The following is a 14,930-nucleotide window of genomic DNA, read 5'->3' on the forward strand; positions in this document are numbered from 1 at the left end:
ACATGGTGCAAGCCCCACGATCCGGCGAACCGGACGATCGAACCGATTACTCGGCATTCGAAGGCACACGTCCGGTCAACGATAGACAGCGCTTCGACAGCGATGCGCTTGCTGCATGGCTAGCGCGACACGTGGAGGGATTCGCCGGCCCGCTCACGCTGGAACAGTTCGCCGGCGGCCAGTCCAATCCCACGTTCAAACTCATCACACCGTCGCGCACTTACGTGATGCGCGCGAAACCGGGCCCCGCCGCGAAGCTGTTGCCGTCCGCGCACGCGGTCGAGCGCGAGTACCGCGTGATGCACGCGCTCGCCGACACCGACGTGCCGGTCGCCCAAATGCTGGCGTTGTGCGAGGACGAGAGCGTCATCGGACGGGCCTTTTACGTGATGGAGTTCGTCGAGGGCCGCGTGCTATGGGATCAATCCCTGCCCGGCATGTCGCCCACCGAACGCGCGGCGATTTACGACGAGATGAATCGCGTCATCGCGGCTTTGCATAGCGTCGACGTCACGGCAGTGGGGCTCGAGGGCTACGGCAAACCGGGCAACTATTTTTCGCGGCAGATCGGCCGCTGGAGCAAGCAGTACCTGGCGTCCGAAACCGAACCGATCGAGGCGATGCAACGGCTCATCGAATGGCTGCCGCACCATCTACCGGCTGAAACCGGCGAACGCGCGTCGATCGTGCATGGCGACTACCGGCTCGACAATCTGATCTTTCATCCCGAACAGCCGCGCGTGCTCGCGGTGCTCGACTGGGAGTTGTCGACGCTCGGCGACCCGCTCGCCGACTTCGCTTATCACTGCATGGCCTGGCATGTCGACCCCGCGCAGTTTCGCGGCATCGCGGGCCTCGACTGGGCCGCGCTCGGCATTCCCGACGAAGCGCAGTACGTCGAGCGGTATTGCCGGCGGACCGGTTTCGAAATCCACGGCGACTGGAACTTCTACCTCGCGTACAACATGTTCCGCATTGCCGCGATTCTGCAGGGAATCATGAAGCGCGTCGTCGACGGCACCGCGGCCAGCGCAGAGGCGCTCGACGCCGGCCGGCGCGCAAGACCGATGGCCGAACTGGCCTGGCGCTACGCGCAAAAGGTCCGCTGAGCGGGCTGGTAACACATCGGCAGCGGCATCGGCATCGGCAGCGGCATCGGCAGCGGCAGCGGCAGCGGCAGCGGCAGCGGCAGCGGCAGCGGCAAGAACGAAGCACGGCAATTCATTACCCGCGAGGTCATACGTGAATTTCGATTACACCCCGAAGGTTCAGGCACTCCGCAGCAAACTGCTCGCTTTTTTCGACGAGCATATCTATCCGAACGAGTCGGCGTTTTACGCGGAGATCGCGCGCAACCGGCACAGCGGCAACGCATGGCTGCCGACCGAACTGGTCGAACAACTCAAGCAGAAAGCGCGAGACGCAGGACTGTGGAATCTGTTCCTGCCCGAATCGACTCGCGGCGCGGGGCTGACCAATCTCGAATACGCGCCGCTGTGCGAAATCATGGGCCGCGTACCGTGGGCGCCGGAAGTGTTCAACTGCGGCGCGCCCGATACCGGCAACATGGAAACCATCGAGCGCTACGGCAGCGAAGCCAACCAGCGCGAATGGCTCGAACCGCTGCTCCAAGGCCAGATCCGCTCGGCCTTCCTGATGACCGAACCGGACGTGGCTTCCTCGGACGCCACCAACATCCAGACGAGCATCGTGCGCGACGGCGACGACTACGTGATCAACGGCCACAAGTGGTGGTCGTCCGGGGCGGGCGATCCGCGCTGCAAGATCTACATCGTCATGGGCAAGACCGATCCCGACGCGCCGCGGCATCAACAGCAATCGATGATTCTGGTCCCCGCCGACGCGACCGGCATCACCGTGCACCGGCCGCTCACGGTGTTCGGTTACGACGACGCGCCGCATGGCCATATGGAGATCACGCTCGACAACGTGCGCGTGCCGGCCGGCAATATGCTGCTCGGCGAAGGCCGCGGTTTCGAGATCGCGCAAGGCCGGCTCGGACCGGGACGCATCCATCACTGCATGCGTCTGATCGGTCTCGCCGAACGCGCGCTCGAGCTGATGTGCAAGCGCACGCTGCAGCGCGTTGCGTTCGGCAAGCCGATCGCGGCACAAGGCGTGACGCAGGAGCGTATCGCCGAAGCGCGTTGCCTGATCGAACAGGCACGCCTGCTCACATTGAAGACGGCTTACATGATGGACACGGTGGGCAACAAAGGCGCGCGCGGCGAGATTGCGATGATCAAGGTGGTCGCGCCCAACATGGCGTGTCAGGTGATCGACTGGGCGATCCAGGCGCACGGCGGCGGCGGCATCAGCGACGATTTCCCGCTCGCTTATGCGTACGCGTCGGCACGTACGCTGCGTTTCGCCGACGGTCCCGACGAAGTTCATCGCAACGCGATTGCCAAGCTCGAACTTTCGCAGTATCGGGAGACGGTGACGCTGGCTTCGGATGCAGGGCAACCGAAGCCAGCGCAAATCTGACGCCTGCGGCGTTCTCGCGGTTTTCGTTGCGCGCTAGAAGTAATGGCGCGTGATGAATTCCGCAACGCAGGCAGGCCGCTCGCTGCCCTGCAATTCGAGCGTGACGTGCCAGACGACCTGCACGCCCGCGTCGTCGATGTCCGTTACCGATTCCACCGCAAAACTCGCCCGCAAGTTCGAGCCGACCGGCACCGGCGACGTGAAGCGCACGCGATTCAATCCATAGTTCACGCCCATGCGCTGCTCGAGCGCGACCGTTTTTTCCAGTAGTCCTGGAATCAGCGACAGCGTCAGAAACCCATGCGCAATAGGACCGCCAAACGGCGATTCGCGCCGGGCCCGTTCCGGGTCGGTATGAATCCACTGGTGATCGCCGGTCGTATCGGCAAACCGGTCGACGCTCGCCTGGTCGACCGTCACCCACTCGCTCACGAGCAGCGCGGCGCCGACCTTGTCACGCAGAGCCGCAGCGCTGGCGACGGGGCCGGCGACATTAGCGGAGACTGGCTCCGTCATGCCGCCGCTCCCGGATTGCGCAGCCCGAACAGACCTTTGGACCGCACCGTAACGACGGTTTCGCCGTGCTGGTTGACTCCTTCCCACTGCGTCGACACGATGCCGCGATCCGGCTTGCTGGCCGAGACGCGTTTGTCCAGCACGGCGTTGGTCATGGTCAGCGTATCGCCGACACGTACCGGCTTCAGCCAGCGGATGTCGTCGATACCGGGAGAGCCCATCGACGTGGAGCCGGCGAGCACGTTGCGCACCAGCAGACCCATCATGATGGAGCACGTTTGCCAGCCGCTTGCCACCAGGCCGCCGAACGGCGACTCGACGGCAGCAGCCTCGTCGACATGGAAGGGTTGCGGATCGTACTGCTCGGCGAACGCGACGATCTCGTCGCGTGTGAACGTATGCTTGCCGATCTCGGTGACCGAGCCGACGACCATATCCTCGAAACTCAAGCCCATCGTGGTGCCTCCGGAGTTAGGGTTTGGCGCGCGCAGTCAGACGTCGGCCGTGGCGAATCCGGGCAGCGTGGAGAACCGCGCCAGATGATGGTCTACGTCGCCCAACGTCGTTTCGATAATAGCGAGCCGTTTGAACAGATGCGCTGCGGCCACCTCGTTCGTCACGCCCATGCCGCCGTGCAGTTGCACCGCTTGCTGACCGACGAAACGCGCGGCCTGACCGACACGGACCTTCGCGGCGGACACGGCGCGGCGACGCTCGTCGGCGTTCTCGCTGCCGTAGCGCATGGCGGCGAGGTAGGTGACGGAGCGGGCCTGCTCGGCATGAATCAGCATCTCGACCATGCGATGCTGCAAGGCCTGGAAGCGCGCGATAGGCTGGCCGAACTGCTGGCGTGTTTTCGTGTAATCGACGGTGGCGAGATTCAACGCGTCGAGCGCGCCGATGGCCTCCGCGCAGAGCAGGAGCGTGCCGTAATCGGCGATATGTTCGAGCGCCGCGGCACCCGAGTGCTGGCCGGCCAGGCGCCGCGCGGGCGTGCCTGCCAACGCGAGCGTGGCCGCCCGCTGGCCGTCGATGGTGCGATAGTCGGTAACCGTGAGGCCGGCCGCGTCGCGCGCCACGACGAAGAGCGCTATCTCGCCGTTCTGTCGCGCGGGCACGATCAGGTAGTCGGCTTGCGCGCCGTGCAGAACGACCGACTTCGTGCCGTTCAGCGTGTGCTGCCCGTTTGTTTCACTTGCGCCTGGGCTTGCATTGGCGCTTTCGCTCGCGGTGGTTTCGACATCGAACAGATCGTAGCGCGCATGCGGTTCGTGAAATGCGACGGCCAGTTTGATCTCGCCCAGCGCCGCGCGTTCGAGCAACGCGGCGTCCGCGCCTTCGCCCGGCTCGCCGGCGAGCCGCAGCGCCTCGATACCCACCGCGGTCGACCAGTAAGGCTCGACGACCAGAGCACGGCCGAGTTCCTGCATGACCACCAGCATGTCGATGGGACTACCGTCGAAGCCCCCTTGCGCTTGCGGCACCGGCAACGCGGTCAAACCCAGTTCGGTCAGCGCGGTCCAATGCGTGGCCGACACGCCGGCGGCGGATTGCACGATCGCCTGGCGCGCTTCGAAACCGTAGTTCTTGTCGAGATAGCGACGCAGCGCGTCGGACAGTTGCTGCTGTTCGTCGTTGAAAGTAAAGTCCATGCGCCGCTCCTCAAAGGCCGAGAATCATCTGCGCGATGATGTTCTTTTGAATTTCGTTCGAGCCGCCGTAAATCGACGTCTTGCGGAAGTTGAAGTAGTACGCGGCAAGCGGCGCAGCGTCATCGTCGCCGGCCAGACTGTGCTTGCGTTCGCCTTCGAGGAACACCACGTCGAACGGCGCTGCCAGTGGGCCGACTGCTTCGAACATCAATTCGGTCAGCGCCTGCTGCACTTCCGTGCCCTTGATCTTGAGCATGGACGCTTCCGGACCCGGACCGCGCCCGCCTGCTTCATTGGCGACCACGCGTTGCACGGTGACCTCGAGCGCCATCAGTTCGATCTCGAGACTCGCGACTTTAGCGGCGAACACCGGATCCTGCAGGAGCGGCTTGCCGTTCTTTTTCTGATCGAGCGCGAGGCGTTTCAGAAACACGAGTTCGCGCTTGGACTGACCGACTCGCGCGATACCCGTGCGCTCGTGTCCCAGCAGATACTTCGCGTAGGTCCAGCCACGGTTTTCTTCGCCGACCAGATTGTCGAGCGGCACTTCGACGTCTTCGAAAAAGACTTCGTTGACTTCGTGATCTTCGTCGAGCGTGATGATCGGGCGCACGGTGATACCCGGCGTTTTCATGTCGATCAGCAGGAATGAGATGCCTTCCTGCTTTTTAGCGCCGCTGTCGGTGCGCACGAGGCAAAACATCATGTCGGCATATTGGCCGAGCGTGGTCCAGGTCTTCTGGCCATTCACGACGTAGTGGTCGCCAACGCGTTCGGCTCGGGTTCGGAGCGAGGCCAGGTCGGAACCGGAACCCGGCTCCGAGTAGCCCTGGCACCACCAGTCCGTGCCGTCGAGGATTCGCGGCAGATAGTGGCGCTTCTGCGCCTCGTTGCCATACTTCATCAGCACCGGGGCCACCATCGATACGCCGAACGGCAGTACCGAAGGGGCGCCGATTCTTGCGCACTCCTCCTCCCAGATATGCCGTTGGGTAGCGTCCCAGCCGGGGCCGCCATATTCTTTTGGCCATGCGATGACCGACCAGCCGCGCGTACCGAGCAGCTTGTGCCAGTTCGCGAAATCTTCGCGAGCGAGACGCTTGTGGTTGAGTACCTTGTGACTGAGTTCGGCTGGCAGATTGGCTTCGAGCCACGCGCGGATGTCGGCGCGGAATGCGCTCTCGGCGGAGGAATAATCCAGATTCATGCGTAGTGTCTCCTGGCCGCTACCTCCTGCGGCCAGAGAGCCACTGCGTTATTGCAGCGGTTCTTTCAGGGCGGCCGGAACAGGCAGCGGCATCACTTCGATGCCTTCTTCGACCAAGGCTCTCGCGTCTTCGGGCGTGGTGACACCACGAATGTCGCGTGCGGGCGCTTCGTTGTAATGGATGCGCCTTGCTTCCTCGGCGAAGCGGTCGCCCACGTTCTCGGTCTTTTCCAGTACCTCGCGCAACGCACGCATCGCACGCGCTTGCATGTCCGCCTGCCTGTCGGTTACCGCAACCGGCGCCTTTGCCTGTGTCGAACCCGACAGATTCAGGCGCGGCGCCGAAGGCAACCGGCTCACCTCGTTTGCACCGCAGACAGGACACGCGACGAGCTTGCGCGACTGCTGCGATTCGAAGTCATCCGCCGAAGCAAACCAGCCTTCGAACCGATGGCCATGTGGACACTGTAAATCGAGGACCTTCATGTGGAATCAGGGCTTGGGTGCCAGTTTAGCGCAAAACAGGAAATTTTATGAACGGTCGTTCGCAAAATTTTGCGGGTGATTGAGCGGCACCGGATAGGACCGGCAACGCGTCAACGGTGCGCGATTCTAACCCGCTATAGAAAGCGCTGCCGAAGCCGCCCGCGCTGGTTTTGCGCCTTATTCACAAGCCGTTACATGGGCTGCTGCGCACGCCGTTGCGCACGCCGTTGCACACGCCGCTGCGCACGCCTACGGCTTAGGCGACGAGGCGTTCGATCTGCCGATTCACGCGCGGCTCGATCTGCCGCGCTGCCTTAACCAGATTGATCTGTTTGGCTGATTTCGCCACGTCGAAGACGTCGGGTGCAATGTCGTATCCGCCGCGCGTGACGAGCCAGTCGAGCAGGTCGGACAGATGCCAGACCGACGCACTGCCCTCGTGAACCGGTGCAGGAAAGTCGGTCGGGTGACTCAACATCAGCTTGCGCATGTTTTGACGCGATACACCGGCGACATCGGCAACGTCGGTCAGGCCGACGAAGTCGGGACCGGCCTCGACGAGACTCGCCGTGGGGACCGCCCGCTTCACGTCCTCGAGTCCGCTGATGAGCGCGCCGAACGCCGACGGACCTTCGCGCGTGAAGACCAGCGCGATGCGCCCCGGTTGCCCGATGCCGATTGTGGCGTCGTCGCACCCGGCTTCGCCAAGACGTTCGACGATCGCGTCGAGGTCGGCGTCTTCCGGAGCGAGTCGATACTTCAGCGTGAACACATATTCCATTATTTCCTCCTGCTTCAATTCAGTTGCGTGCCGACGCCCTCGGCGCACTGCACGACGAGGGCCGTGCAGTTATCGACAATACGCCGCAGATGTTTGGCGTGGTTACCTGCATTCTTGGGCGTACTCCACACGCTCGATATACAGAACTCGCCGCACCGGCACTCTGCACTATTGACCGGACAGTACAGTTTTCCCCACGCATGCCCTTTGCCGCCGCTTCGAATACGCCAGCCCTTGCTTTCGGCGTACACCAAAGCCGCCTCAATTTCTTTTTTTGAATGAGTTTGTCGAACCATCCATGCCTCCAATTTAACGCGTCAGCACATGGTTGTCAATCGACAACCATGTGCTGACCTGTTTCCGGCGAGGCATCGTTTTTCAGCCGCGTTACCTCACCTCTTTCGAAAGATCGATGGTAGAGCGGCGACCGCTGCGAGACGAGACGGCCTGATGGCATAGGACAAACCCAAGAAAAAAGCCTCTGCCGATCGTCGATCGGCAGAGGCTTTCAGAGGAATCTTAAGTCGCGTTAGTGCGTCATTGGTTTTGCGGCATCGGCCAGGTGTCCGACAGAATTTTCTCAAGCCAGAACGTGCCGATCACCGTCTTCACATCCGTGATCTTGCCCGTACGAATCCATTCGGACACCTCGGGCACCGTCGCCGTGAACAGTTCGAGGAACTCGCCCTCGTCGAGCTTGCGTTCGCCCGCGGTCAGTCCGCGCGCGAGGTAAATATCGATGAATTCGGTCGAGTACGAAATGATCGGGTGGATGCGCGTGAGATAAACATACTCGCGAGCCGAATAGCCGGTTTCCTCCAGCAACTCTCGCTTCGCGCAGGCCAGTGCACCTTCGTTCGGGTCGAGCTTGCCGGCCGGATACTCGACCATCACCTTACCCATCGGGTACCGATACTGGCTTTCAAGCAATACCCGGCCATCGTCGAACAACGGAATGATCATGACGGCGCCCGGGTGCTGAACATACTCGCGGGTCGCCTGCTTGCCGTCCGGCAAGCGGACCGTGTCGCACTTGAGTGTCAGGAACGGACCCTGATGAATCGTCTTGCTGTCGAGACAGGTCTCGGTCAGCGCAGCGTCGTGATCGGGTAGTTCAGCAGGAAGTTCAGACTCGGACATGGATGGACCTCTGGACGGCCTGATGCGCGACGGCAGAAAGCCGTCAGCGGCGTTTGACGAGATACTGGAAGGTGAAGCCGGGGAAGGCGAACACGACGAACAACGCGAAGGTAATGGCGTAGAACTGCCATCCCTGTACGAACCGGTTCCCCGCGCGCGCTTCCAGCAGAAAACCGACCGCACCGACAGCGAAGTACAGCACGATCAGTTCGCCGATCCGGATCCACGCGCTCTTTCTGATCGCCTTCAAGGGCACCGCGGCGACCAGACGTTGATTCAGGAACGGCAGGTTGGCGCCGACCAGCGCCAACAATACGATAAACCAGCCCGCAGCCGACATTAGAGCAGCAGCGTGTGCTGGATGGCCTGCAGACAGGCCTTCAGCAGCGGATCCGGCACGAGGCCGAGCACCAGCACCGCCACGCCGTTCAGCGTGAGCAAAGCGCGCGTGCTCGAATCGGCGAGGATCGGCGACTTGTCTTGCGGATCGTCGAAGTACATCAGCTTCACGATACGCAGGTAGTAGAACGCCCCGAACAGCGACGTGATCACGGCCAGCACCGTCAGCCAAGTCAAACCGGCGTTCATGGTTGCCTGCAGCACCGCAAGCTTCGCATAGAAACCGACCGCGGGCGGAATGCCGGCGAGCGAGAACATCATCACCATCATGACGAACGCGAACACCGGGCTGCGTTGATTCAAACCCTTGAAGTCTTCGAGCGTGTCCGCTTCGAAGTCGCGCCGCGCCAGCAACATGATCACGCCGAACGTACCGAGCGTCGTGACCAGATACACGATGCTGTAGAACATGGCCGAACCATAGGCGCTCGCGGCGCCCGCCGTTTTGTGGTCGACCACGCCGGCAAGCAGGCCGAGCAGCACGAAGCCCATGTTCGAGATCGCGGAATAAGCGAGCATACGCTTGACGTTACGCTGCACGATACCCGTAATGTTGCCGACGATCAGCGACAGCGCCGCCAGAATCACCAGCATTTCCTGCCACTCGACGGCGAGCGGCAGCAAACCCATCACGAGGAAGCGGAAGCCCCAGGCGAACGCCGCCACTTTCGGACCGCCGCCGACCATCAGCGTCATGGCCGTCGGTGCACCCTGGTACACGTCCGGCACCCACATGTGGAACGGCACGGCACCCATCTTGAACGCCACGCCGGCCACGACGAAGATCACGCCGAACAGCAGCACGCTCGGATCGTAGTGGCTGGTACCAATTGCCTTGAACACTTCGTTCAGATCGAGCGAACCGGTCGCGCCGTAGAGCATCGAGATACCGTACAGCAGGAAGCCGGATGCCAACGCGCCGAGTACGTAATACTTCATCGCGGCTTCGTTCGACGGCGCTGCGTCACGACGCAACGCAATCGCGCCGTACAGCGACAGCGACATCAACTCCAGACCGAGATAAAGCGTCAGGAAGTTGTTGCCCGAGATCATCACCAGTTGGCCGAGCAACGAGAACATGCCCAGCAGGAAGAACTCGCCGCGGAACAGGCCGCGATCGTCGAGGTAGGTGCGCGAATACACGATCGACACGGCATAACCGAGCGTCACGACGGCCTTCATCAGGCTCGCGAACGAATCGACCACGTACATGTGGCCGAAGAAGTAATGCACTTGCGGGTCGAACGCGTTGACCGCGAACCAGATGCCGGAAATCAGCGTCCCGAAGAACGCAATGAAGAACGTGGTACGGCGACCGGCCTGGCCGACGAACGTGTCGTTGAGCCACGCGAGCACTACGGCGAGCATCACCAGCGCGTCGGGCAACAGGGCAGTCATAGGGGCGTTTTGCATGGTGTTTTGATTCCTCCGCTCTGCGTTACTGAGGCAACGGCAGTTTCGACTGCGCAACGTGGGAGAGGAGGTTTTCCACGGATACGTGCATCACATCGGTAAAGGGCTTCGGATACAGGCCCATGAACAGCGTCAGTGCAGCGAGCACTGCCAGCATGAAAAACTCACGACGGTTGATGTCGAGAAGCGTCTTCACGTGATCGTTGGCGATCGCGCCAAAGTACACGCGCTTGTACATCCACAGCGTGTAGGCCGCGCCGAGAATCAACGTGACGGCTGCGCCGCCCGCGATCCAGAAGTTGTATTGCACGGCCGCGAGAATCACCATGAATTCGCCGACGAACCCGGAGGTGCCCGGCAAGCCGCAATTGGCCATGGAGAACAGCATCGCGAACGCCGCGAACTTCGGCATCACGTTGACGACACCGCCGTAATCGGCGATCTGGCGGGAATGCATACGGTCGTACAGCACGCCGATGCTCAGGAACATCGCGCCCGAGACGAAACCGTGCGAGATCATCTGGACGACGGCGCCTTCCATGCCGAGCTGATTGAAGATGAAGAAGCCGAGCGTGACGAAACCCATGTGGGCAATCGACGAATACGCGACCAGCTTCTTCATGTCGGCCTGCACCATCGCGACCAGACCGATATAAATGACCGCAATCAGCGACAGCGTGATGACCACCGGCGCGAGAAAGTGGCTGGCGTCCGGCGCGATAGGCAGCGAAAAGCGCAGAAAACCATACGCGCCGAGCTTCAGCATGATGGCCGCCAGCACGACCGAGCCGCCGGTCGGCGCTTCGACGTGGGCGTCGGGCAACCACGTGTGCACGGGCCACATCGGCACTTTCACCGCGAAGGCCATGAAGAACGCGATGAAGATCAATATCTGAGGCGTCATCGCGATCGGCGCGTGCTGCCACGTGGCCAGATCGAAGGTGCCGGTCTCGACGTACAGATACAGCAGCGCGACCAGCATCAGCAGCGAGCCCATCAGCGTGTACAGGAAGAACTTGAACGCCGCATACACGCGGTTCGCCCCGCCCCACACACCGATGATGATGTACATCGGAATCAGCGTCGCTTCGAAGAACACGTAGAACAGCATGCCGTCGGCCGCGCTGAACACGCCGACCATGATCCCGGAGAGGATCAGGAAAGCGGCCAGGTATTGCGCCACGTTCTTCGTAATGACTTCCCACGCGGCAATGACGACGATTACCGTGATCAATGCAGTCAACACCACGAACCACATCGAGATGCCGTCGACGCCGAGATGGTATGCAATGTGGAATCGCTCGATCCAGTTCGCGTTCTCGACGAACTGAAGATCGGCGGTGCTCGAATCGAAACCAGTAATCAGCGGCAATGTCACGATGAAGCTGGCGACAGAGCCGATCAGCGCGATCCAGCGGGCCGGTGCCGGGTTGCGGTCGTTACCGACCGCCAGAACCAGCAGACCGACGAGGATCGGTAACCATATCGCAATGCTGAGAATCGGATAAGCGTGCATTAGTGTCCCTCGCCTTATTTGCCGCCGAGCGTTACAAACAGGGTCAGGAGCCCCAGCATGCCGATAATCATGGCAAACGCGTAGTGGTAGATGTAGCCCGACTGCAGGAAGCGGATCACACCGGCGAACCAGCCGATGAAGCGCGCGCTGCCGTTGACGATGCCGTCGATCACCACCACGTCGCCTTCCTTCCACAGACCACGGCCGATGGCCACGGCACCGCGGGCGAACACCACCTCGTTGATCTTGTCGAGGTAGTACTTGTTGTCGAGCAGCGTGTAGACGGGACCGAACGCGCGCTTGACGACCGCGGGCAGATCAGGACGCACGAGATACAGGAACCACGCCACCACCACGCCTGCGAGCGCCAGCCAGACCGGCAGACCCGCAATCGAGTGGAAGCCCATCGACGCCCAGCCCTGGAACTCGTCGGCCATCTCATGCAGCGCCGGGTGATTCGCGCCGATGAAGATCACCTTGTCGAACGCGACGCCGTGCTGGAAGAAGTCGCCGTACAGCATCGGACCGATACCGATCGCACCGATCACGAGCGAAGGAATGGCCAGCAGGACAAGCGGGACCCAGACGACCCACGGGGTTTCGTGCGGTTCATGTGCGTGGTCGTCGTGACCATGGCCGTGCGCGTCGTGGCCGTGCGCGTCGTGGCCATGTGCGTCGTGACCGTGCGCATCGTGTGCGTGCGCGGCGGCTTCGATGCCCATCGGCGATTCCGGATGCTTCGGACCGCGGAAACGCTCCTTGCCGTGGAATACCATGAAGTACATACGGAACGAATAGAGCGCAGTAACGAACACGCTCGCGACCACGGCGAAGTACGCGAAACCCGAACCCGGCAGGTGGGACAACTTCACCGCGTCGATGATCGAGTCTTTCGAATAGAAGCCCGAGAAGAACGGCGTACCGATCAGGGCCAGCGAGCCGACCAGCGACGTGATCCACGTGATCGGCATGTACTTGCGCAGGCCGCCCATGTTGCGCATGTCCTGGTCGTGGTGCATGCCCATGATGACCGAACCGGCGCCGAGGAACAGCAGCGCCTTGAAGAACGCGTGCGTCATCAGGTGGAATACGGCGACCGGGTAAGCCGACACGCCGAGCGCCACCGTCATGTACCCCAGTTGCGACAGCGTGGAATAAGCGACCACACGCTTGATGTCGTTCTGGACGATACCAAGGAACCCCATGAACAGCGCGGTAATCGCACCGATGACCGTGACGAACGACAGCGCGCTATCCGACAGTTCGAACAGCGGCGACATACGCGTCACCATGAAGATACCGGCGGTCACCATGGTCGCCGCGTGAATCAGCGCGGAGATCGGCGTGGGGCCTTCCATCGAATCGGGCAGCCAGACGTGCAGCGGGAACTGCGCCGACTTACCCATTGCGCCAATGAACAGGCAGATACAGGCCACCGTCAGCAGACCCCAATCCGTACCCGGGAAGGACAGCGCCGCGAGTTCGGTGCGCTTCGCGAACACGTCGCCGTAGTTCATCGAACCGGCGAAGGCGAATAGCAGACCGATACCCAGCAGGAACCCGAAGTCGCCGATGCGGTTCACGAGGAACGCCTTCATGTTGGCGTAGATCGCGGTCGGACGCGTGAAGTAGAAGCCGATCAGCAGGTAGGACACGAGCCCCACCGCTTCCCAGCCGAAGAACAGTTGCAGGAAGTTGTTGCTCATCACGAGCATCAACATCGAGAACGTGAACAGCGAGATGTACGAGAAGAAGCGCTGGTAGCCGTCGTCTTCGGCCATGTAGCCGATCGTGTAGACGTGCACCATGAGCGACACGAAGGTCACGACGCACATCATCATCGCGGTGAGCGAGTCGACGAGAAAGCCGACTTCGAACTTCGACTGGCCGATCTGCATCCATTCGTAGACGGTGGCGTTGAAACTCGCGCCGTCCATTACCTGGAAGAAGACCACACCCGAGAGGATGAACGAGATCGCGACGCCGAGGATCGTGACCGAATGCGCGCCGGCGCGCCCGACCGTTTTTCCGAACAGCCCCGCAATCAGGGACCCGGCCAGCGGTGCCAGCGGGATCGCCAGCAGCAGGTTTTCATTGAGTATCGTGGACATAACCGCTTTCCCTGAAATTAACCTTTGAGCTGATCGAGATCCTCGACATTGATCGTGTCGAGGCTACGGAACAGGGTCACCAGAATCGCAAGGCCGATCGCCGCTTCCGCCGCCGCTACCGTCAGCACGAAGAAGACGAAAATCTGACCATGCACGTCGCCCAGATAATGCGAGAAAGCGACGAAGTTGGTATTGACCGCCAGCAGCATCAGTTCGATTGCCATCAGGATGATGATGACATTGCGACGGTTCAGGAAAATGCCCACGATGCTGATCGCAAACAGGATCGCGCCTAGGACGAGGTAATGAGCAAGGGTCAACATGGTTTCTATCTCCTGTCCGCTCAGCTGTTTTTGGCTGGTGCCGAGTCGGCTGTTGCCGCTGCCGCGGCTTCTTCCGCCGCGACGGTCGCCGCGGTTTTTTCCGATGGCATCTTCACGACGCGCACGCGGTCCTGAGCACGCACCTTGACCTGGTCACTGACCTTCTGGCGCTTGCTGTCTTTCTTATGGCTGGTGGTCAGCGAGATCGCCGCGATGATCGCCACCAGCAACACGAGACCGGCTACTTCGAACGCGAAGATGTAGTCGGTGTAGATGACCTTGCCGATCAGGCGCGTATTCGACCAGTCGCCCATTCCGTTGGCGGCCGCCGTCGTATCTCGCAACGCGGTGGCGGTCGCGCCGTAGCCGTGCCACAGAATCAGCGCGGTTTCGACCACGATGATCGCGCCCACGAGAGTCGCCATCGGCACGAAGCGGCGGAAGTCCTTGCGCAGCACGTCGATATTGATGTCCAGCATCATCACGACGAACAGGAAGAGCACCATCACCGCGCCGACGTACACCAGCACCAGCAGAATTGCCAGGAACTCGGCCTGCAACAGCATCCAGATCGCGGCTGCGTTGAAGAACGCCAGCACCAGAAACAGTGCGGACGACACCGGGTTGCGCGCGGTGATCACCTTCAGCCCTGACACAACCAGGAGCAGCGCGAAGATGTAGAACAGTACGGTCGTGAATTCCATGATTACCGGTTCATCGTTAGGCCATTGTCAGGCTTGGTTCTTTGGCACCCGTGCCCGGCAGGACTGCCGGAAACATCCACACGGGTGCGCCGTGCCGTGGCGACGGGCCACGGCGTTCGGCCCGACAACAGGCCGTGGTGCTACTTGCTTGGGTACTGCGTCTGGTATTGCGTT

Annotated in this window: 17 protein-coding genes; 2 read left to right on the forward strand and 15 right to left on the reverse strand. The window is 61.6% G+C overall.

What is annotated here, in order from left to right:
- Window positions 1-2: 2 nt before the first annotated feature.
- Window positions 3-1,109, forward strand: a complete 1,107-nt coding sequence (locus tag FQ746_RS07360) for a phosphotransferase (protein WP_144108290.1) — start codon at window positions 3-5, stop codon at window positions 1,107-1,109.
- Here the strand turns inward: FQ746_RS07360 and FQ746_RS34725 are convergent.
- Window positions 1,088-1,240 carry a hypothetical protein gene (locus FQ746_RS34725; protein WP_186310669.1) on the reverse strand — a complete coding sequence of 51 codons (153 nt, stop codon included), beginning with the start codon at window positions 1,238-1,240 and terminating at the stop codon, window positions 1,088-1,090. The genes FQ746_RS07360 and FQ746_RS34725 overlap by 22 nt on opposite strands.
- Window positions 1,241-1,242: 2 nt before the next feature.
- Between FQ746_RS34725 and FQ746_RS07370 the strand changes: the two genes are divergently transcribed.
- On the forward strand, window positions 1,243-2,508 hold the full coding sequence (locus tag FQ746_RS07370) for an acyl-CoA dehydrogenase family protein (protein WP_144108291.1): 1,266 nt from the start codon (window positions 1,243-1,245) through the stop codon (window positions 2,506-2,508).
- A 33-nt stretch (window positions 2,509-2,541) separates the two neighbouring features.
- Here FQ746_RS07370 and FQ746_RS07375 read toward each other — a convergent pair whose 3' ends face one another.
- The 14 genes from FQ746_RS07375 to FQ746_RS07440 all read right to left on the reverse strand — a co-directional run bounded on the left by FQ746_RS07375 (window position 2,542) and on the right by FQ746_RS07440 (window position 14,756).
- Window positions 2,542-3,024, reverse strand: a complete 483-nt coding sequence (locus FQ746_RS07375; RefSeq protein ID WP_144108292.1) for a MaoC family dehydratase — start codon at window positions 3,022-3,024, stop codon at window positions 2,542-2,544.
- The gene (locus tag FQ746_RS07380) at window positions 3,021-3,479 is read right to left on the reverse strand and encodes a MaoC family dehydratase (protein WP_144108293.1); all 459 of its coding nucleotides are present in this window, start codon (window positions 3,477-3,479) and stop codon (window positions 3,021-3,023) included. Before FQ746_RS07380 ends, FQ746_RS07375 begins: the two co-directional genes overlap by 4 nt.
- A 36-nt stretch (window positions 3,480-3,515) precedes the next feature.
- Window positions 3,516-4,676 (reverse strand): acyl-CoA dehydrogenase family protein, encoded by a 1,161-nt coding sequence (locus tag FQ746_RS07385; protein WP_144108294.1) that lies wholly within the window; start codon window positions 4,674-4,676, stop codon window positions 3,516-3,518.
- A 10-nt stretch (window positions 4,677-4,686) separates the two neighbouring features.
- Window positions 4,687-5,883 (reverse strand): acyl-CoA dehydrogenase family protein, encoded by a 1,197-nt coding sequence (locus tag FQ746_RS07390; RefSeq protein ID WP_144108295.1) that lies wholly within the window; start codon window positions 5,881-5,883, stop codon window positions 4,687-4,689.
- A gap of 48 nt (window positions 5,884-5,931) precedes the next feature.
- On the reverse strand, window positions 5,932-6,369 hold the full coding sequence (locus FQ746_RS07395) for a DUF1178 family protein (protein WP_144108296.1): 438 nt from the start codon (window positions 6,367-6,369) through the stop codon (window positions 5,932-5,934).
- A 256-nt stretch (window positions 6,370-6,625) separates the two neighbouring features.
- The gene (locus FQ746_RS07400; protein WP_144108297.1) at window positions 6,626-7,150 is read right to left on the reverse strand and encodes a helix-turn-helix transcriptional regulator; all 525 of its coding nucleotides are present in this window, start codon (window positions 7,148-7,150) and stop codon (window positions 6,626-6,628) included.
- Between the two features lie 14 nt (window positions 7,151-7,164).
- Window positions 7,165-7,446, reverse strand: coding sequence for a hypothetical protein (locus tag FQ746_RS07405; RefSeq protein ID WP_144108298.1), 282 nt, complete (start codon window positions 7,444-7,446; stop codon window positions 7,165-7,167).
- Between the two features lie 241 nt (window positions 7,447-7,687).
- Entirely contained in the window at window positions 7,688-8,290 is a 603-nt protein-coding gene (locus FQ746_RS07410; RefSeq protein ID WP_144108299.1) for an NUDIX domain-containing protein, read from the reverse strand.
- A gap of 43 nt (window positions 8,291-8,333) precedes the next feature.
- Window positions 8,334-8,630: a DUF2818 family protein gene (locus tag FQ746_RS07415; RefSeq protein ID WP_144108300.1), complete on the reverse strand. Its 297-nt coding sequence runs from the start codon at window positions 8,628-8,630 to the stop codon at window positions 8,334-8,336.
- A complete protein-coding gene (gene nuoN / locus FQ746_RS07420; protein WP_144108301.1) occupies window positions 8,630-10,102 on the reverse strand; it encodes an NADH-quinone oxidoreductase subunit NuoN in 1,473 nt (490 codons plus the stop codon). The genes FQ746_RS07415 and nuoN overlap by 1 nt, the downstream gene beginning before the upstream one ends.
- Before the next feature lie 25 nt (window positions 10,103-10,127).
- A complete protein-coding gene (locus FQ746_RS07425) occupies window positions 10,128-11,618 on the reverse strand; it encodes an NADH-quinone oxidoreductase subunit M (RefSeq protein ID WP_144108302.1) in 1,491 nt (496 codons plus the stop codon).
- Between the two features lie 14 nt (window positions 11,619-11,632).
- Window positions 11,633-13,729 (reverse strand): NADH-quinone oxidoreductase subunit L, encoded by a 2,097-nt coding sequence (nuoL, locus tag FQ746_RS07430; RefSeq protein WP_144108303.1) that lies wholly within the window; start codon window positions 13,727-13,729, stop codon window positions 11,633-11,635.
- A gap of 17 nt (window positions 13,730-13,746) precedes the next feature.
- Window positions 13,747-14,052: an NADH-quinone oxidoreductase subunit NuoK gene (nuoK, locus tag FQ746_RS07435; RefSeq protein ID WP_006052894.1), complete on the reverse strand. Its 306-nt coding sequence runs from the start codon at window positions 14,050-14,052 to the stop codon at window positions 13,747-13,749.
- Window positions 14,053-14,072: 20 nt separating this feature from the next.
- Complete coding sequence (locus tag FQ746_RS07440; RefSeq protein WP_144108304.1) at window positions 14,073-14,756, reverse strand: NADH-quinone oxidoreductase subunit J; 684 nt, start codon at window positions 14,754-14,756, stop codon at window positions 14,073-14,075.
- Between the last annotated feature and the right edge of the window lie 174 nt (window positions 14,757-14,930).

The sequence above is a fragment of the Paraburkholderia sp. BCC1886 genome (assembly GCF_900996245.1).
Lineage (GTDB): Bacteria > Pseudomonadota > Gammaproteobacteria > Burkholderiales > Burkholderiaceae > Paraburkholderia.

Coding starts and splice junctions, on each gene's coding strand:
- FQ746_RS07360 (WP_144108290.1), top strand. CDS start 3: ATGGTGCAAGCCCCACGATCCGGCGAACCGGACGATCGAACCGATTAC.
- FQ746_RS34725 (WP_186310669.1), bottom strand. CDS start 1,240: ATGACCTCGCGGGTAATGAATTGCCGTGCTTCGTTCTTGCCGCTGCCG.
- FQ746_RS07375 (WP_144108292.1), bottom strand. CDS start 3,024: ATGACGGAGCCAGTCTCCGCTAATGTCGCCGGCCCCGTCGCCAGCGCT.
- FQ746_RS07380 (WP_144108293.1), bottom strand. CDS start 3,479: ATGGGCTTGAGTTTCGAGGATATGGTCGTCGGCTCGGTCACCGAGATC.
- FQ746_RS07385 (WP_144108294.1), bottom strand. CDS start 4,676: ATGGACTTTACTTTCAACGACGAACAGCAGCAACTGTCCGACGCGCTG.
- FQ746_RS07390 (WP_144108295.1), bottom strand. CDS start 5,883: ATGAATCTGGATTATTCCTCCGCCGAGAGCGCATTCCGCGCCGACATC.
- FQ746_RS07395 (WP_144108296.1), bottom strand. CDS start 6,369: ATGAAGGTCCTCGATTTACAGTGTCCACATGGCCATCGGTTCGAAGGC.
- FQ746_RS07400 (WP_144108297.1), bottom strand. CDS start 7,150: ATGGAATATGTGTTCACGCTGAAGTATCGACTCGCTCCGGAAGACGCC.
- FQ746_RS07405 (WP_144108298.1), bottom strand. CDS start 7,446: ATGGTTCGACAAACTCATTCAAAAAAAGAAATTGAGGCGGCTTTGGTG.
- FQ746_RS07410 (WP_144108299.1), bottom strand. CDS start 8,290: ATGTCCGAGTCTGAACTTCCTGCTGAACTACCCGATCACGACGCTGCG.
- FQ746_RS07415 (WP_144108300.1), bottom strand. CDS start 8,630: ATGTCGGCTGCGGGCTGGTTTATCGTATTGTTGGCGCTGGTCGGCGCC.
- nuoN (WP_144108301.1), bottom strand. CDS start 10,102: ATGCAAAACGCCCCTATGACTGCCCTGTTGCCCGACGCGCTGGTGATG.
- FQ746_RS07425 (WP_144108302.1), bottom strand. CDS start 11,618: ATGCACGCTTATCCGATTCTCAGCATTGCGATATGGTTACCGATCCTC.
- nuoL (WP_144108303.1), bottom strand. CDS start 13,729: ATGTCCACGATACTCAATGAAAACCTGCTGCTGGCGATCCCGCTGGCA.
- nuoK (WP_006052894.1), bottom strand. CDS start 14,052: ATGTTGACCCTTGCTCATTACCTCGTCCTAGGCGCGATCCTGTTTGCG.
- FQ746_RS07440 (WP_144108304.1), bottom strand. CDS start 14,756: ATGGAATTCACGACCGTACTGTTCTACATCTTCGCGCTGCTCCTGGTT.